The 20,943-nt window shown below is 36.7% G+C and carries 19 protein-coding genes; 2 read left to right on the top strand and 17 right to left on the bottom strand.

Features of this window, described 5'->3' with window-relative positions; genetic code table 11:
- Positions 1-93: 93 nt before the first annotated feature.
- From glpK to ACLBWW_RS19720, 13 genes are all read right to left on the bottom strand, one after another.
- Positions 94-1,584 carry a glycerol kinase GlpK gene (gene glpK / locus ACLBWW_RS19660; RefSeq protein WP_000760000.1) on the bottom strand — a complete coding sequence of 497 codons (1,491 nt, stop codon included), beginning with the start codon at positions 1,582-1,584 and terminating at the stop codon, positions 94-96.
- A 12-nt stretch (positions 1,585-1,596) separates the two neighbouring features.
- A complete protein-coding gene (gene glpF / locus ACLBWW_RS19665) occupies positions 1,597-2,418 on the bottom strand; it encodes a glycerol uptake facilitator protein GlpF (protein WP_048545386.1) in 822 nt (273 codons plus the stop codon).
- A gap of 226 nt (positions 2,419-2,644) precedes the next feature.
- Positions 2,645-3,205 carry a glycerol uptake operon antiterminator GlpP gene (glpP, locus tag ACLBWW_RS19670; RefSeq protein WP_000394296.1) on the bottom strand — a complete coding sequence of 187 codons (561 nt, stop codon included), beginning with the start codon at positions 3,203-3,205 and terminating at the stop codon, positions 2,645-2,647.
- Between the two features lie 78 nt (positions 3,206-3,283).
- Positions 3,284-3,733, bottom strand: a complete 450-nt coding sequence (locus ACLBWW_RS19675) for a helix-turn-helix domain-containing protein (protein WP_048545388.1) — start codon at positions 3,731-3,733, stop codon at positions 3,284-3,286.
- A gap of 477 nt (positions 3,734-4,210) precedes the next feature.
- Positions 4,211-5,284, bottom strand: coding sequence for a DUF3994 domain-containing protein (locus tag ACLBWW_RS19680; protein ID WP_098633538.1), 1,074 nt, complete (start codon positions 5,282-5,284; stop codon positions 4,211-4,213).
- Positions 5,285-5,312: 28 nt separating this feature from the next.
- On the bottom strand, positions 5,313-5,960 hold the full coding sequence (locus ACLBWW_RS19685; RefSeq protein ID WP_098633537.1) for a DUF7018 domain-containing (lipo)protein: 648 nt from the start codon (positions 5,958-5,960) through the stop codon (positions 5,313-5,315).
- Between the two features lie 289 nt (positions 5,961-6,249).
- Positions 6,250-7,101 (bottom strand): DUF2935 domain-containing protein, encoded by an 852-nt coding sequence (locus tag ACLBWW_RS19690; RefSeq protein WP_098633536.1) that lies wholly within the window; start codon positions 7,099-7,101, stop codon positions 6,250-6,252.
- 171 nt (positions 7,102-7,272) lie between these two features.
- On the bottom strand, positions 7,273-7,473 hold the full coding sequence (locus ACLBWW_RS19695; protein ID WP_000449229.1) for a sporulation YhaL family protein: 201 nt from the start codon (positions 7,471-7,473) through the stop codon (positions 7,273-7,275).
- A gap of 227 nt (positions 7,474-7,700) precedes the next feature.
- Positions 7,701-8,573, bottom strand: coding sequence for an alpha/beta fold hydrolase (locus tag ACLBWW_RS19700; protein ID WP_447614185.1), 873 nt, complete (start codon positions 8,571-8,573; stop codon positions 7,701-7,703).
- Between the two features lie 230 nt (positions 8,574-8,803).
- Positions 8,804-8,935 carry a hypothetical protein gene (locus tag ACLBWW_RS19705; protein ID WP_080492516.1) on the bottom strand — a complete coding sequence of 44 codons (132 nt, stop codon included), beginning with the start codon at positions 8,933-8,935 and terminating at the stop codon, positions 8,804-8,806.
- A complete protein-coding gene (locus ACLBWW_RS19710; protein WP_098633534.1) occupies positions 8,932-10,044 on the bottom strand; it encodes a response regulator aspartate phosphatase in 1,113 nt (370 codons plus the stop codon). Before ACLBWW_RS19710 ends, ACLBWW_RS19705 begins: the two co-directional genes overlap by 4 nt.
- Positions 10,045-10,267: 223 nt before the next feature.
- On the bottom strand, positions 10,268-11,245 hold the full coding sequence (locus ACLBWW_RS19715; RefSeq protein ID WP_098048976.1) for a ring-cleaving dioxygenase: 978 nt from the start codon (positions 11,243-11,245) through the stop codon (positions 10,268-10,270).
- 44 nt (positions 11,246-11,289) lie between these two features.
- A complete protein-coding gene (locus ACLBWW_RS19720; protein WP_098048978.1) occupies positions 11,290-12,234 on the bottom strand; it encodes a ring-cleaving dioxygenase in 945 nt (314 codons plus the stop codon).
- 428 nt (positions 12,235-12,662) lie between these two features.
- On the opposite strand from ACLBWW_RS19720, the gene ACLBWW_RS19725 reads away from it, so the two are divergent.
- Positions 12,663-13,175 (top strand): hypothetical protein, encoded by a 513-nt coding sequence (locus ACLBWW_RS19725; protein ID WP_098641732.1) that lies wholly within the window; start codon positions 12,663-12,665, stop codon positions 13,173-13,175.
- A 363-nt stretch (positions 13,176-13,538) separates the two neighbouring features.
- Here ACLBWW_RS19725 and ACLBWW_RS19730 read toward each other — a convergent pair whose 3' ends face one another.
- The 4 genes from ACLBWW_RS19730 to ACLBWW_RS19745 form a co-directional block, all read right to left on the bottom strand.
- Complete coding sequence (locus ACLBWW_RS19730) at positions 13,539-14,966, bottom strand: serine hydrolase domain-containing protein (protein ID WP_098641644.1); 1,428 nt, start codon at positions 14,964-14,966, stop codon at positions 13,539-13,541.
- Positions 14,967-15,379: 413 nt separating this feature from the next.
- Positions 15,380-16,324 (bottom strand): 3'-5' exoribonuclease YhaM, encoded by a 945-nt coding sequence (gene yhaM / locus ACLBWW_RS19735; RefSeq protein WP_000726645.1) that lies wholly within the window; start codon positions 16,322-16,324, stop codon positions 15,380-15,382.
- A 41-nt stretch (positions 16,325-16,365) separates the two neighbouring features.
- Positions 16,366-19,290, bottom strand: a complete 2,925-nt coding sequence (locus ACLBWW_RS19740) for an ATP-binding protein (RefSeq protein WP_098641645.1) — start codon at positions 19,288-19,290, stop codon at positions 16,366-16,368.
- Positions 19,287-20,528, bottom strand: a complete 1,242-nt coding sequence (locus ACLBWW_RS19745; RefSeq protein ID WP_098124373.1) for a metallophosphoesterase family protein — start codon at positions 20,526-20,528, stop codon at positions 19,287-19,289. Before ACLBWW_RS19745 ends, ACLBWW_RS19740 begins: the two co-directional genes overlap by 4 nt.
- 208 nt (positions 20,529-20,736) lie before the next feature.
- Here ACLBWW_RS19745 and ACLBWW_RS19750 point away from each other — a divergent pair, with 208 nt between their 5' ends.
- Positions 20,737-20,922, top strand: a complete 186-nt coding sequence (locus ACLBWW_RS19750) for a YhzD family protein (RefSeq protein WP_447614186.1) — start codon at positions 20,737-20,739, stop codon at positions 20,920-20,922.
- Positions 20,923-20,943 lie beyond the last annotated feature (21 nt).

Below are 20,943 nucleotides of genomic sequence, written 5' to 3' on the forward strand. Positions count from 1 at the left end.
CTCCGCTATAGATTTCGCCTCTATAGCGTGTTGTGGTCTCTCCAAATCTCCTACCGAATTATTAACTTGTCACCATTATAACACTGTTTATGATTATTTGAAAGCTTTTGTTGCTTCAATCGCTTTTTTCCATCCAGCATATAGCTCTTCGCTTGTTTCCGCTTCCATCGTTGGTTCAAAGCGTTTGTCCATATGCCACTGTTCTTTAATTTCATCTTGGTTTTTCCAATATCCAACCGCAAGACCAGCTAAGTATGCTGCACCTAAAGCTGTCGTTTCATTGATTACTGGACGCTCTACAGGAACATCTAAAATATCACTTTGGAACTTCATTAAGAAGTTATTTTTAACCGCTCCGCCATCAACACGTAACGTTTTCAGTTCAATACCTGAATCTGCTTCCATTGCACATAATACATCTTTCGTTTGGTACGCTAAAGATTCTAGTGTTGCACGAATGAAATGCTCTTTCGTCGTACCGCGCGTTACACCAAACATAGCGCCGCGTACTTCACTATCCCAGTATGGTGTACCTAATCCTACGAATGCTGGTACAACGTATACACCGTCAGTTGATTCAACGCGAGAAGCATATACTTCACTCTCACTTGCATCTTTAAACATGCGCATTCCGTCACGTAACCATTGAATTGCAGAACCTGCTACGAAAATACTTCCTTCTAATGCATAGTTTACTTTACCATCTATACCCCATGCAATTGTTGTTAATAGACCATGCTCAGAAGCTACTGCTTTTTCACCTGTGTTCATTAACATGAAGCAACCAGTTCCGTATGTGTTCTTCGCCATACCTTCACCGAAACAAGCTTGTCCAAATAATGCTGCTTGTTGGTCACCAGCTACACCTGCGATCGGTACATTTTGACCGAAGAAGTGATAATCAATTGTTTCGCCATATATTTCAGATGATGGACGTACTTCTGGAAGCATGCTCTTTGGCACTGTTAACATGTCTAGAAGCTCATCATCCCACTGTAAGTCGTGAATGTTAAACATTAATGTACGTGATGCATTTGAGTAATCCGTTACGTGCGCTTTACCGCCAGACAATTTCCATACAAGCCACGTATCAATCGTTCCGAATAATAGATCGCCGTTTTCTGCTTTTTCTCTTGCACCTTCAACATTATCTAAAATCCATTTTACTTTCGTACCAGAGAAGTATGCGTCAATTAAAAGACCTGTTTTTTCGCGAACCATTTCGCTATAACCTTTTTCTTTTAGCTCATCACAAATTTCAACTGTTTGACGAGATTGCCATACGATTGCGTTGTAAATTGGTTTTCCAGTCGTTTTATCCCATACAACCGCTGTTTCACGTTGGTTCGTAATACCGATACCAGCGATTTGTTCTGGTTTTACATCTGCTTCACTTAAGCAAGTTGCGATAACTGCTAAAATAGATCCCCAAATTTCTTGTGCGTTATGCTCTACCCAGCCTGGCTTTGGAAAATGTTGTGTAAACTCTTTTTGAGCTGAATGAACAATTTCACCTTTTTTATTGAAAAGAATTGCGCGTGAGCTAGTTGTTCCTTGGTCTAAAGAAAGAATATATTTTTTCATAATGGTTTCCCCCTATGCTACTTTTCTACTATTTGTATTGCTTTCACTTTTTTTACTTGTCATATAAGAGATTGCTAGTACAATCACAGTTGCAATAATCACATAAATAAGTGCTGCATTTTGTTTTCCTTCAAATACAACTTGATGGAATAATCCTGCAAGTGATCCACCTAAAATTGGACCAACTACTGGAATCCATGCATACTTCCAGTTCGAACCGCCTTTTCCTGCAATCGGAAGGAAGAAGTGTGCGATACGCGGACCTAAATCACGAGCCGGGTTAATCGCGTATCCTGTCGTTCCACCTAATGATAAACCAATACTTACAATTAAGAAACCTACGATAAATGGATTTAATCCATCTGCAAATTTATTTGCTCCAATTGCTAATATACCAAATACTAAAACGAATGTTCCAATCATTTCACTTAAAAGGTTTGCAAATGTGTTCGGAATTGCTGGACCTGTTGCAAATACGCCTAACTTTGTTCCTGGATCTTCTGTTTCTTTCCAGTGTGGTAAGTAATGTAAATATACGATAACTGCCCCGATAATTGCCCCAATCATTTGTGCTGCGATATAACCTGGTACGTCACTCCATGGGAACGCTCCCTTAAATGCTAGTCCTATCGTTAAAGCTGGATTCAAATGTGCCCCACTAATTGATCCAACCGCGTACGCTGCTACCGCTACCGCTAAGCCCCAGCCCATTGTAATGACAATCCATCCAGAATCTTTCGCAAACGATTTCTTTAAACTTACACCAGCACAAACGCCGCCACCAAGTACGATTAACAACGCTGTCCCTATTAATTCCCCTAAAAATGCTGACATAAAATCCCTCCACAATCAATTTAAATGCGTTCAAATGTGATAGAGGTAAAATGAATGGCCATTCGTTTTTTCAAAAGAAAAAGATCCACAGCTTACATGCTTCTATATAAAAATATATAGAAACAATAAAATGTGGATCTCTTCTTTTCTCCGTCACGTTTATTAACTTGTCTATAATGTTAACCTTTCATGAAAGCGGTGTCAATAGAATTTTTTCACATTTTCGTCACTTTTTTTGGTAATGTTTCCATAGTTCTTTTTTTGATGTCGTAATTGCTGTCGCACCAGCACTTAAAGCTCTTTCAACATCTTGCACAGTACGAATGAAACCACCCGCTAAAATCGGGACACCAGTACGCTCTTTCACTTCAGCAATCACATCCGTTAGCGCACCAGGGAGCACCTCTATATAATCCGGCTTCGTCTTTTCTAGCAAATTACAGCTCTTTTCCATCGCGCTAGAATCAATTAAAAAGATGCGTTGAATTGAGACGACACCCTTTTGCTTCGCCTTCATAATCACGCTCGCCTTTGTCGACAGTAACCCGTACGGTTTATATTCTTGGCATAAAAACTCCGTCGCATGCCCATCACTTTGTAATCCATGGATTAAATCAACATGTAAAAACACCTTTTTACTATGCTGCTTCGCAAGTGACACAACACTCTTCAATTGACCAACATGAATATCTAAAATAACAATATACTCATATGAACTATGTAATAGCTTTTCCAAATCTTTAATTTGCCTCACTGCCGGCAAAATCTTCTGTTCATGAAATTCCATTCTATATCCCCTTCCTGTCTATTCTTTATAGTACACAATTTGAGTGGAAAGAACAGCTAGTGAAGGGGATTTCTTTCATTATGTATATATTTTCTTCAACTTATCAGAAGCCGTACCACCTATGACCATTAATATGAGAGGTAAAAAATTCATTACATATGGTGCATCTGCTACAAGTGTAATGCTCGCTCCGGCAAACTTATTTAGCATCCATACAACGATTTTTGTAATAAATAAAAATACGCCCATCATAAATAAACTATCGAAAAACACCTTCCATTTTGGATATGCTAACTGTTTACTATCGTTAATTACTTTTTGCGTCAACTCTTCATCACTCCTTAGCAACTCATCAATCGTAATACCAAACAGATCACTTAAATGAATAATAATTTCAATGCTCGGATAGTTCTTTCCCGTCTCCCATTTTGAAACAGACTGCCTACTTACATGAATTTTTTCAGCCAAATCATGTTGCGACCAATTTCGTTTTTCTCGTTCTTCTTTTAAACGTTCACTAAAAATCATACTGTGTTTATCACCTCTCTCCGTCTAGTATGGTCAAATAACGGATGAAGAGTAAAGCGAGTTGTCGTTGCGTAGGTGGTGCAACTTTTGCGTTACATATTGAAATGGCGCTATTTCATACTTTATATCACGCTGGTTTTATATACTTTTCTTCTATAATAATTTCCCGAACAATAATTGCGCCCCTTACTATTGTCGTTTCGTGTGATAAGTCGATATCCTATGTCGAATCGTCGATATATTTCAAGAAATAAAAAAGTGGATAACAAGACGTTATCCACTCTTCTCTAATTATAATAAAACCGAATCCTTATCACTATTCTGATTACCCTCCTTATCATTCTCCAAAAAGAAAATCGTTTTGTTGATTTCTCAACTTATACTAATATGGATAGTGCCAGGGAAATTAACGAAGAAATATAATTAGAACGAACAAAAAACCCTGTAAAATTTCTTACAGAGTTTTTTGCCAACTATTTATTGTTTTGCATATCGAATACGAACATTATCATCCATATGATAAATTTGTAATGTGTTTCCATCATAGTTTTGTAATTTATACATCATACTATCATTTGTTAACTTTACTTCTTGACCGTCTTTAACTGCTTTTGTTACTTTTAAGGATAACTGGAATGACGGAACATCTACCGCATATGTTCCTGTTAGGTAATTATCTTTATTCGGATAAGAACCATTCGCATAGGATTCAAATGTTTTATCACCTTTTAGTACTAGCGTAGTTTTTATGCCATTACCGTAATCAATACCCCAATTCCCAATAATCTCAGTACCATCTTTAATGTTCTTCTCCATGTTTCCATAACTAATTCCTAACTCTTCACTTGTACCAACTGTACCTACAAATACCCCTGTTTTAGCTTGGCTTTTATCTGTTTGAGCCTGACTATCAGTAGTTGGGTTTGTCGATGTAGAACTACTTGTTGCACTAGTAGATTTTTCTGTGGCTGTATCACCTTTTATTTCGGATCTTAACTTATCAAATGTAGGTTTCCAAATACGTTTTGCTTCCTCTAGTTTTGTATTTGCTTTATTTAAGATTTCCTTATCAGTCTCTAAGCTGAAGCCTTTATCGTTGAATAACTTCTCTATTTCACTGAATGTCTCTCTTAGTTTACCTGTCGCTCTTTCAATCTCTTTTTGATCTTCTTTATGTTTTGACGGTGCGTAAATCTTTTCTATCTTATCAAATACTTTATAGATGTCTTTAATACTATCTAATACCTCAGCTTTTGATTTACTTCCATTTCTCAAATCTCTTACAGAAGCATCATAGTAATCAAATCGTCTTAACATATCCTGTTCAATGTCTAATAAATATTGTGCATAATCTTCATCTAAAACTCGAACCTTTTGAACATCTTTACTTTCTTCTTTCGAATTAGTTGATTTTTCTTTCGTTTCAGCAGCCTTAGATTTACTTGTTTCTTCTGTCTTTTCTTCTTTATTTGCTGAATCTTTTACTGTAACACAACCACTTAATAATATGGCAACTGGAACTGCAGCAGCTATTAGTTTCTTCACTTTCATACCTCATACCCCTTTAAGTAATTTATTCTTAGTTAGTTTTGCTACCGATACTCTTAGCTGCTTCTTCAAACAGTTTTGAGCCTTCTTGTGCTTTACTTAATGATTGATGCATTTTACTCTCGTCTTCTTGGTCTAATGCATCAAAGAGAAGTTGAAAACAATCCGCATACAGTTCCATCGATTGCTTTATCTTTGCTTGTTCTCCCTGTAATTCAGGAGGCGCTTGTAGATTCTTCAGTTTCGTTGCAGTTGCCTTTGCTCCACCTAAACTCAGTTGTACTTCACTTTTCTTTTGTTTGTATGATTTTACGTCTGAATCTGCTATTCCTTCAATTAATTTCATTGTATCTTCAATTTGAGTGGCACTGTTTATAATATCTGCCTTGTACCTTTCAACATCTGAGCCAGTTACCTTACCAGTTGAAGAACTAGAAGAAGAACTTTGTTGACTACTTGATGAACTACTATTTGTACCTTCACCTTTCGCTACAGATAAGCTATCCTCTTTCTTGCTATCAGTTGACTTACTCTCTTTTTCAGCAGTCTTGCTCTCTTTCTCTACCTTTTGCGTTTCTTCTTTCTTTGGTTCGGCTTTCTTACTATCAGTTTCAATTGTAATACAACCACTCAATAACATAACTGGTAACGCTAAACTTACTAATTTCTTTGCTTTCATGATTACTAATACCCCTTTATTTGTAAAATATAGTGCAAACAAGTTAATATACTTAACTAATAAATTCTCCCAAATAATTTATCAGTATCTACTATCCATAGATTTCCTGTATATTCATAATCTTTCCATATATCATTTTACAAAGAATTACATATTTGGTCAAAGGGATTTATGTAGTCTTTACAGGGAAATTTATTAAACGAAAAGAAATTTTAATCACAAAGAAAAGAAGCTAACCATAAACTGTTAACTTCTCAGCTGAAAGTAAAATAGTATCTTTCCTTATCTTTTAATATCTAGGTGGTGATTGAATATTTGTAAGATGAGTATCAAACATATCAATGATTTCAAGAAATCTATCAGCTTCACGGAAAACATGGTCTGCTAATAATGGATGAATGATACTCTTTATTTTACATTGCTCAATTAAATCACGTGCTGTTTTCTTAAAATCCCGAAGAGATGCAACCGACACACGATTTTGATCTAAAAATTGATCTAAAAGTGGGACTGTTTGAGATTGTGGTTTCATAGATTCTAAGTCAATTGCTTGATACATCAATTCATCAAAATCATTGCTAAAATTCCGTGCTGTGTCTACAAGCTTTCTTTCCGATGGATCAAGAAGATGACCAATAAATTTAGCATGGTCTGCCATAATCCTTAAAAAGAAAACATTTTCTTTAATAATAGCATCAGGAAGAGCATCTAATTTCCCTTCATTTAATTGTATTAAACGTTTTCTAAAATAATCAGCTTCCCTACTCGTATGGTCAACTAACAATGGAAAGTTATTTTGTCCTGGCAATTTACATGTGAGAATTAACCCTAAAATTTTTCGTTTAAATCCCCAAATATTAGTTGCGGCTTGTTGTACTTCTGAATTAAATCTTTTTATTTGCTCAGGATCTGTTTCATTTGTATAGGAATGCGCTATTTGTTCGATATGTTCAAACAATCGATAAAATTGATTAGCCTCTTCGATTAGTTGAGTATCCTCACATCTAAACCCTAAGCGAAGAAAAAAAGAATGCTCCTTCATGATTCTAGACCAAAAACGAATTTCATTTAATGAACGCTCAACAAACATTACAGACGTAACACCCGTATCAGGATGTAATGATGTTTCATCCCTATGCATTGTTAATCCCCCCCGTAGATACTGCGCTAGTTCCATTCTTATGAGGAAACATATATATAAATACCATCAATAAAGGTTCATGATGAATTTCGTATACATGCTCCCCAAAAAGAAAAAAGGCTACCACCTAGATGTAAAGTTCTACTAGGTGGTAGCCTTTCAAAATTTCTATTAAAGCAATACCGAATCTTTATCACTATCCTGATTCCGTTTCTCTCGCTCTTCTTCTAAACGCTTCATATACACTTCGCCTTCTTTTTCGATAAACTCATTATCCATCTCTTGCTCTTTTTTTGAAGTATATAAAACCATGTAGCCACTTAATACGATCCCGACGATTACAAGATACACCCACCATGGTAAAGTTTCCACTGTACTTCATTCCTTTCCTTAGACAAGCCTTATTAGTTTCACTGTATGAGGAAAGAAGTGGATTTATGCTTAAAATTTATCCCGCTTTAATGGGCAGTAAGACCCCCACCTCAAAATTTAGCGAAAGCAAAGAATTTAGGTGGGGGTCCGGCTGCCCATAAAAGTCCGATTGGTGAGGGCTGATAATCAGTGGGGGATGAAGAACCCCCCCTGATTAAAGTTTCACTTTATTGCGGATTCTTCGCGAAGAACGCTTGTACATATTCCATAAACTCTATTGGTTCCTGGCGAAACGGTGCGTGGTATCCTTTTTCAATGATATGGAACGTACTATCCGTAAATAGCTGATGATACAGTTCACCATTTTTCCAAGAAACGCTCTTATCGTGTCGTCCCCATATAATTAAAGTCGGCACCTTAATTTTATCTGCTTCCATCGCGATGCGGCGCTCTCTCATTTTCGTAAGCTGATCATAATGCTCTTTATTGTCGCGACTATTTTTCACTGCATTTTTATTATAATCTGTAATCTCTGTTACAGTTTGTAAGTCCGTTGAGAGCGGCGGCACTTCATAGCTTTCTTTTTGCTGGAAAGACTCGATCCCTGTAGAATCCGCTAAAACGAGATGCGTTACTGCATCCGGATATAAATACGCTAAATTTAGAGACATCTCTCCGCCCATCGAATGACCAAGTACTGCGAATTGATCGTATCCGAGTTTCTTCATTAACTTATAATATAAATTCACTTGCGCAGGAAACGAATACTGAAAATCAACCGGCTTAGAAGAACGACCAAACCCTAAAATATCAACCGCTATAATCGTATGGTCCTTTACAAGTTCCGGATAAATATCACTAAATCCATCAGATGAACCACCAAATCCGTGCAGCATAAGTAAAGGCGGCTTCCCCTCACCAATTTGCTTAAAATAAATCGTCTGTCCATCAATTTGCGCCATACTCTCTTTCGTATTCAGCTTCATCATAAAAGTATTTTTCACTTCTCCAACTTTCGCAATCGGCTTATCAACGAAGTTACATACGATTAACAAAACGAGCACAATACCGCTAATAAAATAAAATTTAAACCGTTTCAAAATTCCCGTCTCCTTTCTCTTGTTGCTATTTAAAGTTTTTACATTATTTGGTTGTTTTATGATTAATTTTAATTGTAACTACTTTAGTTACAATTATACTAAAAAAATATTGCTTACTTCTATTAATGATGTTCGTTTTGTAACTATTATAGTTACACATTTAAAGTAAGTCAATTCTTTTATAACTAAAAAGAAAAAAGAGACCTCATTGTGAGATCCCTTTTTCTCTTTTAGCCACCATAATCCCCATGTTCAGCTTTCATTAGTGTTGGACTTTTTTGATGATCTGTTGAACTATACACCCCTAAAGTCAGTGTAAATACTGTTACAATCCCTAACAATTTGATTACTATTTTTTTCATTTTAAAGCCCCCTTATCAAAAAGTTTTTCCCTTGCTTTTTTACTAAAATAAAAATACTTACTTGCCTTTTCCCAAAGGTTTTCTGCATAAAATTTCACTGCTAATTTTTCCTGATACTCCTGAGTATAATCATATAACTCTTCTCTTTCAAAATACGTAATTCCTCTAAGAATAATACCCTCTAATTCTTCCGCTTTTACACCTTGATTTAATGCATTTAAAATTTCATAATGGTGTTGATAGCCTTCAATTTTCGAATCTCTACAAATCTTCAATCCTTTTTCTATAAGCTTATTTGCAATCTCATGCTCTTTTAACTTGTAATGCTCTTTTGCTTTTACATAAAGAGCTTTATAATGTTGAGGAGATTTTTCTACTACTTCAGTAAGATAACGAATTGCCAATGCAGATAAATTTTGCGTAGAATACATCCATCCTAAATTATGACGAACCATAATAATAAATTTTTCTTCACCAATTTTTTGGAATTGATCCATAGCAGCTGTGAAATGCTCTTCAGCTAATTCCCATTCCTTTAAGTTCATACAGGCTAAGCCTAAAATATTATCACAAAAAGCTACATTTAATTCATATCCATCATGATTTGAATACATATCCTTTGCCTTCGTTGCATGTTTAATAGATACCAAAGCTTGTTGTATATCATAATGAAATGTAGCTAACTTATAATAAAATTCAGCCTTTTCTAATTGATCAGGAACATACTTCAAAAAACTTTCAGCCTTTTCATAATGTTCTTTAGCCAGATGAAAATTTCCTAACTCACTAACATGTATTGCTTTAAAAAAGTGATAATAATAAGTTAAAAAATTATCTGTTGGTTGATCAAACGAATCTATCTTGTTAAAACTCTCTTGAGATAAGCCTAGATTATCTATTAAATAGTTATATCGAAATTCTAGCAAATAATAATAAAGTAATAGATTTTGGTCCTGCAAACCTTCTCCAGTCTCTTTTTTTAGTTTAGTAAATTTAAAATCAAGTTCTTGTTTTAGACGTTCTGCATTACTTATACGTCTTGATCTAATCTCTAGATACCATTCATTCAATAGCTGCGTCAGTTTTTCGTTTGTAGTAGATGTAATCATGAAACCCCTCCTAATCATCTGTTATGTACTCTTCTATAAATAATAACAGAAAATTCAAACATACATTTTGATCATCCTACAAATAAATATTTCTCCATAATTAACTGACAATTCATTAATTATTTTATAAAGATTATCCACTTTGATAATTACCTAAATAAAAAAACAAGCAGTTCCAGCACTCCGCTAAAACTACTTGCTCTCCTACCTATTCTCTCTATTGTTACTCTTTAATAAATTCCTTCGTGCTTCTTACTGTATCAATTGGACGAACTAATTTTTCGATTTCTTCACGTTTTGGCTCTAGGAACGGAGGTAATGATAATTTTTCGCCAAGTGTTTCGTATGGCTCATCTCCCATAAATCCTGGGCCGTCTGTTGCAAATTCAAATAAAATTTGCGGTGCTACTCTTGCGTATAATGATTCGAAGAAGTGACGATCTACATATCCAGATGACGGAAGGCCAACGCTACCGATTCTCTCAATCCATTCTTCTAATACAGCGCGGTCTTCTACGCGGAATGCAGCATGGTGCACTGTACCAAATCCTTGTTGTGCTTCAGGAAGAACCGTATTATGTTCTACAATAACAGAAGCACCGTTTCCGCCTTCGTTTACTTCAAATAAATAGAATTCTCCTTCTTGCGCAATCTCTTTAAATAATAGAACTTTTTCTAACACTTCTTTAAAGAAACTAAAGTTTGCAATGCGGATAAAGACAGGTCCTAAGCCAGTAATCGCATATTCTAATGGAACTGGACCGTTTTGCCACGGTGTACCTGATTCTATCCCTTTATCTAATTCATCTGAGATTAATTGATAGTGTTGATCATCAAAATCAACGAACGAAAGAGTTTTCTTACCAAATTGCTCTTTAATTCCTGTATGCTCCACTTCAAGACGGTCAAAACGTTTCACCCAATACGTTAATGCTTCATCAGTTGGAACGCGGAATGAAGTTTTTGAAATTTCATTTGTACCATGTACTCCTTTTGGAACACCTGGGAAGTCAAAGAATGTCATATCTGTTCCTGCACTACCTTTATCATCTGCAAAGAATAAATGGTACGTTTGAATATCATCTTGGTTTACTGTTTTTTTAACTAAACGCATTCCTAAAACGTGAGTGAAAAACTCATAGTTCTTTTCTGCACTACTTGTAATTGCTGTAACGTGGTGAATTCCTTTTAATTGGTTCATTTTATATTCCTCCAATGGTTTTAAATTGTATATTTTCTCTTCTATTACTTCTCTTCAATAGGTGCTAATTTCGCTTCAATTTCTGCTCGCTTTTCTTCTAAGAACGGCGGTAAATCCAGTTTTTCTCCTAAATGTTCTACATCTCCATCAACTGTAAATCCTGGTCCATCTGTCGCAATTTCAAATAAGATTCCGTTTGATTCGCGGAAGTATAAGCTTTTAAAGTAGAAACGGTCGATAATGCCTGAAGAATGGAAACCTTTTTGTATCACCTGTTCTTCCCAATAAGCTAGCTCTGCATCGTTCTTTACACGAATTGCTAAATGGTGAATGCTACCGCGGCCCGGCTTTTCAGTAGGACCATCTAAATATTTCACAACGATTTCTCCAAAGGCTTCTCCTTTAATAGACTGGAAAATCGCTTCTTCATCGCTTCGGCTAACTTCTGTATAACCAAATATGTCTGTTAGTGTACTCGCCAGTTTATCAAGTCTACGCACTGTCATTTCCACTGAACCCATTCCTTGAATTTGATGCTGTGCAGGAACTTCTGATTTCTCCCACGTTTCCCAGTGCTCTACTTTTTCTCCGTTTGAAACGAGTAGCACGAGGCGAAGACCTTCCGCATCCTCAAATTGCAAAGCAGGACGATTTGCATATGTTGTTATTTCACTATGTTTTACATCAAAATTCTCAAATCTTTCTTTCCAGTAATGTAAACTTTCCTCTGACGGAACGAGTAATCCAATTCGAGTAATTGCATTCGTACCACGGTATGTTTTTCCTACTAAAGGCATTTCAAAAAATGATAATTCCGTACCTGGACTTCCTGTTTTATCTCCGTAAAATAAGTGATACATAGACGGGTCATCTTGGTTTACCGTCATTTTCACACGGCGTAGACCAAGTACGTTTTTATAAAAGTGATTATTCTCACTTCCGTTTTTTGTAACCATTGAAATGTGATGATGCCCTTTAATTTCATACATTGATAATTCCTCCGTTTCATTTTACTAGTCAAGTGATACCTAAAAAATAATATGCTTCTTAGCTTTTCAATTTATTCTCATTATGTTTTTGTAGATTCATCTTAGTTTTTACTGAATAAGTTAGTTCGTTTTTTTAATCGAAAGCAATTGAGTGTATGTTTTTCATATGACTCAATCGCTTTCGTTACTATCACTTTACAACTCAAGTGATTAAAATGCAAGTAATTTATCTCGAATTCGAGATATTTTTTTATTGGATAACATTTTGAACTGGAGAATGATAAAGTGACGGCTAATAATCAGTGGGGTTTTACTGTCCATTAACGCGGGATAAAGTATTCATACGAAGAGTAGACAACTTCTCCCCTTTAAAAAGGTTTATTACATGGTGAAAAGGAATGTTATCTATAAAAGAAAGGGGTTAATTTATGAATAAAAATATATCATTACTGACCTTATCATTATTCCTATATCTATCCGCTTGTTCGACTGAGACAAACACTGGTAGTACATCTCCTACTGAACAACCAAAAGTAAAAACTGCCTCAATACAACAAGAGGAAAATCGTAAACCTATTTTCTTTCAAGGCAAGGAAATAAAGAAAATTGAGCTTATATCCACTAAGGTAAAAAATACAAAAGCAGTTATAAATCTAGAGTTTGATCAAATTATTAAATCCATGGAACATACAGGAATAGATAAGGATCGAGAAAGAGTTATTCCTCTTTTGCTAGATGATGAGGCTAAAGCAAATATTGATTATCAAATGAATGTAAATTACCAAGATCATTCCAATGAAACATATTTAATTTGGCTAGAGGATAAAAAAGTTATAATTGCTCGTCAAGATAATGAAGAACAAAAAAATCTAGAACATTACATAATAAGGGATACAGATGCTCAACAAATATTAAGTTTATTTAAGAACAATGTAGAATAACAATAAGCTGCCCATATGGACAGCTTATTGTATTTTTTCTGAACTGCTGGCGGTACTCAACTAAAAAGTCGATATACTCCCATTCTAGTGGCAAGATATGTTTTATTAGTTCTTCGTTACACCCATGCGTACTTCTTAACTATTTTATTTCATTTTCAATAAAGTGAAACTTTAATCAGTGGGGGTTTTCTTCACCCCCACTGATTATCAGCCCTCACCAATCGGACTTTAATGGGCAGCCGGACCCCCACCTAAATTCTTTGCTTTCGCTGAATTTTGAGTTGGGGGTCTTACTGCCCATTAAAGCGGGATAAATTGAAATTTAATGACTTAACATTATGCTTATCTTAGGAGCGAGGTATTTTATCGGTGAGTGTATACAAACCATGTAATGCTTGCTGTTAATAATGCTGACGAAATCAAAGCTGTAAGAACACTATATGTTTGCCACATAAGTATTGTTGACCAATCGAAAGCACAGCACAGTATAACCAGGGCAATCGTAGCGGTCAGGAAAATAACTGTTACGGTTATTCTCTTTTTTGTCATTGGCTGCCGCTCATTCGTTCTCCTTCTGCGTAATCCTAAGAGAAATAGCAAAACAGCCAATAGGAAAAGAATAATTGTGATAGACGACAAAATGATATCCAAAAGCTGTGTGCCGCTTATTTCATATGACTGAGTTAGATTGCCTTCTAATATATCTTTAACTTTTAGTACCATGTTTGTATTGGTATTTGCACCGTTGCTCAGCAAGGAGACGGCTGTTCGTTCATTTAGCAGTATGGCTACTTCGGTTCTGAAATTTGGATTGCCCCCAGTGTGTTCTATAATCGTTTGTTCGGCGTTTACGGACCAGCCTGCCGCATAATACATACCGTTGACAGCCGAAACAGACATATCACCCCTATGTGATTTTTCGATAACCGTGTGAAATATTTCGGGTATGTCCTGCACGATCCCCATCTGTATGCCCATCCAACGCGCCATATCTTTTGTATTAGAAATGATGTAGCCTGCGGGTTTATTCCCAGCATAATCCGGAGCTTTAAATGGAGTTGTCATAAAAAAGGAAGAACGGTAGCCCTGTGCCAACTGTCCAGTGGCTTGAGCAGCTTCTTTATAAACATACGTCTGGTGAAGACCTAACGGCTGAAATACCTGTTCCTTCATAAAGTCTTCATAGCTTTGTCGCGACACAATCTCAATAACCAAACCCAATACGTCATAATTAACGGTTCCATAGTTATACTGTTCACCGGGAGGGAACGCCAATTCAGCATCCACGAGCATTTCCACAGTCTTTTGCAACATATCCGGTGTATTGCCTTGTGGAATATTTTGAAGATGCCTAATATTTGTTAGACCACTGGTATGGTGAAGAAAGTTATTTAGTGTAAGACTTTGCATATCAACAGGTTTCCCTTGATACTTTAATGTAAACCAAGGTAAATATTTTTGGACAGGGTCAGTCATTGAGAGCAGCCCTTGCTCTTCCAATAGCATAATACCCATACCGGTAAAAGCTTTACTGACCGAGGCTAACTCATAGAGTGTATTTTCACTTGCAGACACCCCCTTTTCACGGTCTGCATACCCTGAAGAAAAGTAGAACACTTCATCATCAGCAAGTATTGAGATTGACATTCCCGGCACACCTGATATACGACAGGCATCATCTAGCAACGCTTGTATTGCTGCAGATTGCGAATCTGACAACGCATAACTTTGTGTTGCGAATCCTGAGAATAATATAAATATCGTTAATACAAAAACAATAATCTTTTTCATAAACCCTCCTTTTTGGAAAATTATAAGAGAATAATATAAAGTGAACCTATAATCAGCCCTCACCAATCGGACGTTTACGGGCAGCCCGACCCCCACCTAACTTCTTTGCTCCAGCCAAATTTTGAGGTGGGAGTTTTACTGCCCGTTAATGTCGGATAAATAACCTCCTTTTACAACTACGAAACTAAATTTTAATATATCTTTCTATTCACCTGTATAATATCAAAAAATTACGAATAGTTACACTCAAACGGACAGATGGATGTAATTTGAAACAACTTTAAAGAGCCTTGCTACGTAGAATGTAGTAAGGCTCTTAGCTTTTAATAATCAAAATTCAATAACTTTATTATCATTATACAACAGCCCCACTAAGCTTATTAACACTTAATGAGGCCACTTTATTCACACTATTAATTATGGAACGTCGGTTTATAGAACGAACGATTATCAAGAGCAAAGACACGCTCTGTGTATTCACCTGGTTTTGTGCGTCCTAATGCGCGGTCCATCATGTTCATTTTTGCATCTAAGTTATCGATGTAGTGCAGAATTTCTGCTTCTTTTACTAACGGTGGTTTTGGGCTACCCCATTCTGCTTTTCCGTGGTGAGAAAGAACAATGTGTTGAAGAATTAATACTTCTTCTGCATCGATTTGTAGCTCGTCTGCTGCTTTCCCAATTTCGTTCACCATAATAGAAATGTGGCCTAGTAAATTTCCTTCTAACGTATACGTTGTAGAAATTGGGCCAGATAATTCGATTACTTTACCAAGGTCATGTAAAATAACGCCTGCATATAGTAAGTCTTTATCTAAAGATGGGTATAAAGCCGCAATAGCTTTCGCTAAATCAAGCATCGATACGACGTGATAAGCTAGTCCAGATACGAACTCATGATGGTTCTTTGTCGCTGCTGGATATTCTAAAAATTCGTTTTGATGCTTATTTAATAAATGTCTTGTTAGACGTTGAATGTTCGGATTTCTCATTTCGAATATGTATTGCGTAATTTTTTCAACCATATCTTCTTTTTTCACTGGCGCTTTTTCTACGAAGTCTGAGATGTCCGTTACTTCATTTTCATTCGCAACTCGGATTTGTTTCACACGTAATTGAATACGTCCTTTGTAGTTTAGAATGTCACCAGCTACTTTAACGATTGTTTCCGCTACATATTGTTTCTCAACTTCTGGTGATACGTCCCATAGCTTCGCTTCAATATCTCCACTTGGATCTTGTAAGATTACTGTTAAAAACGGCTTTCCATTGCTTGCTAGACCTTTTGTCGCTGTTTTAATTAACAAGAAAACATCGACTTGTTCACCAACTTCATATTCTGCAATTTTCTTTTTCATTCGAATTCCTCCACCATATCAATTACTTTTAGTATAGCACACTACAACTCATTTTCTTTACGCTTACGCACTAATTTTATAATCTGTTTTTCTGTAAAATACGTTAGTAAATGCGCATGACATGTAAAGAAGATGACTTGTCTATCTTTCGCAATTTCCTTTATTAGTTCAATCGTACGATTCGTCCTTACCGCATCAAAATGTACAAAACTATCATCAATAATAAATGGATAATCATGCTCAAACGTTTTCGCTAACGCAAATCGTAACGATAAATATAACTGCTCTGCTGTCGCTTGACTTAGTTCATGACTGTAAAAACGCATACCGTCATTACGCTCAACAATGAACGGTTCTGCCTCTGACGGTGAAAAGATTTTACTATATCGTCCGCCTGTTAAATAGACGAAATACTCTTCTGATTTTTGTAAAATACGAGGAAGATGTACTTCATGATAATATTGCTTCGTTTTCGTTAATACTGTCTTTGCGGCCGCATAAGCAGCCCACTTCTTCACTTGTTCACGCACTTGCGCTTTTTTCATTTCCCATTCGTGCAGTAAATCACCGTACGTACTACCTTCTTCTAAATTCGCGATTTCCATACGATGTTTCGCAATACGCTCTGTCAGTTCTTTCTCTTTCATAAGACAATTTTGCGCAGCTGTCATTTCTTGCTTTAATTTTTCATCATAACCGTCAGCCTCATAATGTTCAGCTAATGATAAACTCGTTAAACGTTGTTCTAACAGATCAATTTGCGGTAATAAACGCCCGATTTGCTGCTCAGCATCTTCACGTTTTTCTGCCAGTTTACCTGCTTTTAAAAACATCTCTTCATCTGTAGAATGTGCGATATGCCATAAACTATCTCGTTCTACTAACAGTTGTTTTAATTGCTCTTGCATGAACTCATATTCTTCTTGCCATTCAGCTAATTTCTCTTTTCGCTGCTTACAAGTTTGTCGCTTCTCTTTCTCATTTTGCATACGGCTTTGTGCCTCGTGCAGTTTACTATACTCCGCACTACCGATAACAGTTTCTAGTTTATGTTCAAATTGCGAAATCATTTCATATAATGAAGATTTCCGCTCACTTTGTTTCTCTAACTCGCGATATAATTGCTGCATTTTTTCCATACGCTCAAACGCCGGCAATATGTGTGCATACGTATAAAATTCAGGGAACATATAGCGCACTTTATACACATTTACTTGTTCGCTAATGCGGAACGTTTCTCTCTCCCATTCCTCATACGATGAAACGACTTTATCATAAGCTCGCTCTATTTGCTGTAACTTATACGACTCACGCTCAAATAATTTACGTATCTCTTCATCTTTTTCTAATTGATAACGAACTGACATTGCTTCTTCACTTTGTCTCCCACCAGCACTTTGCTGAAGAGTAAGAAGCTCTTCTTGTAATCCACTTGACGGATCTTTATATAAAACGAGGGCAAGAACAATCCCTACAAAAATAATAACACTAATAAATAAGAGTAGGCGGTTGTCTATAAATAAGCTTGTGAATAAAACGACTGTGTTAATAAGAAGTAACAGAAGACAAACTCTTTGCCACTGTTTTTTCTTTTGCACTGCCGCTCCTGCCTTCTCTTCATACTTGCGCTTCATTCTCTCTGCGCTCATACTGATAAACGCCGCATCTTGGAATGACTTTTCTTTCTCAACTAGCGTATTTCGTTCTTCATCCGCTAACATTTGTTGCTTAACCTGTTTTATGTTTCCTTCTTGTTCTTCTAATTGCTCCTGCGCTACTTTAAAACGCTCATCGAGCTGCGCTTTTTGCGTTTCTAGTTCGCGCGCCTTTTGCACCGTTTGCGTAATTAACTCTTTCGTTGCCAAACTCATATCAAACGAAAGAACTGTTTCTTTTTCAAAAGTAGCACCGATTTGTTGCTCTAGTTCTGCCAGTTCTTCTTTTATATTCGTAATTGTTCCTATCATGTCACGCATTTCTTGGCGTGCATTTTCGTAAGACATATGCTGCATACGAAGTTCTTCTACATAACTTTCTTTTTGCAAAAACTCTTCATCTATTTGAATCGATTCAATTTCCGTTTGCACAGTCTCTATTTTTTTATGGAGTGAATCCACTTGTAATTGAAGCGGCTCCATCTTCGCCTTAATCGCTTCATAGCGTGCCATCCCGTTTACAGGAAACTGCCCGCTCTCGTTTTCTAACACTTTCTCATGCGCACGCTTTTCAATAACGAGAGGCTCTAGCACTGCTAATATTTCATAATCTTGCTTTCGCTTTTCTGCACTCTCTTTTTCCGCACGAACAGAAGCAAGTTTCTCTTCACTTTCTTTTAACTGCTCCACTTGCTTTTCATACGTGCCAATTTTCCCTTGCCACTCTTTCATCTTCTCTTCAAGCTTCTTCATTTCTTGCAGTGACACGTTAATTTCAGGTTTACGCCCGCTCGGCTTAAAGCGCTGATCCATTTCCTTTTCTAGCTTTTTATCTAGTTGTAATAACGCATCGCTTCCGACTGCGCTTGCTGAAAATAAATAATTTCCGATATCCGTTTCGCCGAGCTGATGAATATTTTGAAGGCCGTGCATATCAAATGAAAAGACAGATTCAAATAAACTTTCATTCATCCCGCTTAATATATCGTTTAAAATTTCTTCGCCGCCCGTTTTCCCGTCTTCAAAGTAAACGGTCACCTCGCCAGCTGCCGTCTTTGGCAACCGTTCAATTTTCAAACGGCCGTACTTCTCTGTTTGCACAGTCATCGCACCGCCATACTTGCCGCCTTCTTTCGGCTCATAACGGCGCTGTCCTCTCGTCGGAAAACCGAATAAAATACTTTTCATAAATGAGCGAATTGTCGATTTTCCCGCTTCATTTTCACCGTATAACACTGTCAGCATTGATAGATCCATTTCCACATTTTCTAATTTTCCGTACCCATAAATATGGAGTTTTTCAATTCTCATTTCTTATCCCTCTCTTGCTGGAATAATTGCTCTAAAATAATATTTTCTGCTTCCTTTTGAATCTCTTTCTTCTCTTCTTCTGTAAAAGATTCAATACTATTACGCGCTACAGGAGATGTCCAAATACTGCGCAATACGCCGTCCATATTGGTGAAAGCTTCTAACTCTTTCAGCACACTACCGACGAAATGATTTTCCTCTTTCAAACGCTCGATTTCCGCAAAAGAAACCGTCTCATTTTTCCACTTCATCGCATATACGAAGTCTTTTCGCTCTTCGCCAGCTGCTAAAATATGAAAGATCTCTTCCACACGCTTTTCATCACGTAAATAAGGAGAAAGTGGGCCTTGTCCTGTAAATACGACCGTAAGTAGCGTCCCTTCCTCTTCTCTTCGGCATTCATTCATCGCACTCGATACGCTCGTCATAAGTTCATCAACAGTTTCAAGTCCATCAATATTCACTTCTATCTCATCCCACACAACATCCGCCGTATGGAAAAATGAACAGTGCGACCCTTGTTTCGTGAGTTCAATCAGGTATGCACCCTTCTCTCCTGTTTCCTTACGATGACGCCCTTGTATATTACCTGGATAAATAATGCACGGCTCTTCTGATAAAATTTCACGTTTATGTATATGGCCAAGAGCCCAATAATCAAACTGCTTTTCTTTCAGCTCACGAATTTGAAACGGCGCATAGCGATTATGCTCTGCATCTCCTTCCACACTACCGTGAAGCATACCAATATGAAAAGGCGCATCACTCATTTTCGTATACTGCGCTGTCATATTATCCGTTACCGCTTGCTGCAAATAACTAAAACCGTAAATAGAAGCTAACAACTCACCATTTTTATAAAATGATTTCTCTTCTACGTAAGGCTCCGTAAACACGTGAACATTTTCCGGAAACTCAATTGCTGCCCAGCTTCCTCCTAAATGATCGTGGTTACCGTGAATAATAAAAACAGGGATATCATACTGCGACAGTCTCTTCATTTGCTCGCGCACAAACACTTGCGCTCTCAAACTTCTCGTCTCCGCATCATACAAATCCCCGGCTAGTAATACGAAATCAACGCGCTCTTGAATCGCTTTATCAACAATACGCTCAAACGATTCAAACGTACTTTGCTTCATTCTTTCCCAAACAGACTGCGGTACATTCATCTCCATTCCTTTAAACGGACTATCCAAATGCAAATCAGCCGCATGTATAAACTTCACTTGTTTCACAAATAACGATCCTTTCTATCTTTCAAAAGTTTCATTTTATCAATATTAAAATTGCTGAAAACTTTAATAAGTAGGCATGAATAGACTCCCCACTAGTTAAAGTTTCACCTTATTGTAACACGCAATGTCATATATTTCTTTGCATATTCTAGTGATTTATGCCAAAATAGTTATAAGATTCTGATTTTTATTATTGGAGGGAATTTTCATGGGAGTATACGTTCTAACAGTCTTTGAAAAAGATGGTTCAAAAGCATTAGACGAATCATTCGAGGCGGCAACTAAAAAAGAAGCGAAAGCAAAAGGTGAATCTATTTTAAAAGAAAAAGGATTGTATGAAAAAACACATCGCTGCACATCTACTGCAGGTAAGCTCGTTTTATTCCAGCGCTAAAAAAAGAAGCGTCATCCGCTT

The organism is Bacillus sp. M5A3_1b (assembly GCF_053345335.1).

Bases quoted from the DNA above. Each gene is read 5' to 3' on its own strand.
- ACLBWW_RS19680 (WP_098633538.1), bottom strand. From the start codon at position 5,284: ATGAAAGTGAAGAAACTAATAGCTGCTGCAGTTCCAGTTGCCATATTA.
- ACLBWW_RS19715 (WP_098048976.1), bottom strand. From the start codon at position 11,245: ATGAACCAATTAAAAGGAATTCACCACGTTACAGCAATTACAAGTAGT.
- yhaM (WP_000726645.1), bottom strand. From the start codon at position 16,324: ATGAAAAAGAAAATTGCAGAATATGAAGTTGGTGAACAAGTCGATGTT.
- ACLBWW_RS19705 (WP_080492516.1), bottom strand. From the start codon at position 8,935: ATGAAAAAAATAGTAATCAAATTGTTAGGGATTGTAACAGTATTTACA.
- ACLBWW_RS19740 (WP_098641645.1), bottom strand. From the start codon at position 19,290: ATGAGAATTGAAAAACTCCATATTTATGGGTACGGAAAATTAGAAAAT.
- ACLBWW_RS19675 (WP_048545388.1), bottom strand. From the start codon at position 3,733: ATGATTTTTAGTGAACGTTTAAAAGAAGAACGAGAAAAACGAAATTGG.
- ACLBWW_RS19730 (WP_098641644.1), bottom strand. From the start codon at position 14,966: ATGAAAAAGATTATTGTTTTTGTATTAACGATATTTATATTATTCTCA.
- glpP (WP_000394296.1), bottom strand. From the start codon at position 3,205: ATGGAATTTCATGAACAGAAGATTTTGCCGGCAGTGAGGCAAATTAAA.
- glpF (WP_048545386.1), bottom strand. From the start codon at position 2,418: ATGTCAGCATTTTTAGGGGAATTAATAGGGACAGCGTTGTTAATCGTA.
- ACLBWW_RS19690 (WP_098633536.1), bottom strand. From the start codon at position 7,101: ATGCATAGGGATGAAACATCATTACATCCTGATACGGGTGTTACGTCT.
- ACLBWW_RS19710 (WP_098633534.1), bottom strand. From the start codon at position 10,044: ATGATTACATCTACTACAAACGAAAAACTGACGCAGCTATTGAATGAA.
- glpK (WP_000760000.1), bottom strand. From the start codon at position 1,584: ATGAAAAAATATATTCTTTCTTTAGACCAAGGAACAACTAGCTCACGC.
- ACLBWW_RS19725 (WP_098641732.1), top strand. From the start codon at position 12,663: ATGAATAAAAATATATCATTACTGACCTTATCATTATTCCTATATCTA.
- ACLBWW_RS19750 (WP_447614186.1), top strand. From the start codon at position 20,737: ATGGGAGTATACGTTCTAACAGTCTTTGAAAAAGATGGTTCAAAAGCA.
- ACLBWW_RS19685 (WP_098633537.1), bottom strand. From the start codon at position 5,960: ATGAAAGCAAAGAAATTAGTAAGTTTAGCGTTACCAGTTATGTTATTG.
- ACLBWW_RS19720 (WP_098048978.1), bottom strand. From the start codon at position 12,234: ATGTATGAAATTAAAGGGCATCATCACATTTCAATGGTTACAAAAAAC.